Annotated in this window: 1 protein-coding gene; it reads right to left on the bottom strand. The window is 67.4% G+C overall.

Translation table 11 applies throughout. The features are described from left to right. Positions 1-264: aconitase family protein (locus OH705_RS27670; RefSeq protein ID WP_267303492.1), on the bottom strand; the 264-nt coding region annotated here is incomplete at both ends.

Genomic DNA, 264 nt, shown 5'->3' with positions numbered 1-264 from the left:
AGCTTCTCGAGATCGTCGAGGACGCCCGCCTTCTCGAGATAGTCGGTGACCACGCGCGAGCCCGGCCCGAGCGAAGTCTTCACCCACGGCTGCGCTTTCAAGCCTTTTGCAGCCGCATTGCGCGCCAGCAGGCCCGCACCGAGCATCACCGCAGGGTTGGAGGTGTTGGTGCACGACGTGATCGCCGCGATCACCACGTCACCGTCGCGCAGCGTAGTCCACGCCCCGCTGTCGGGCGCGGATTCGTGGGCGGCTTCCTTGGCG

Origin of the sequence: Pseudomonas sp. BJa3 (assembly GCF_026343815.1) — a bacterium.
GTDB lineage: Bacteria > Pseudomonadota > Gammaproteobacteria > Pseudomonadales > Pseudomonadaceae > Aquipseudomonas > Aquipseudomonas soli.
This window is presented reverse-complemented; position numbering and strand designations above follow the sequence as displayed.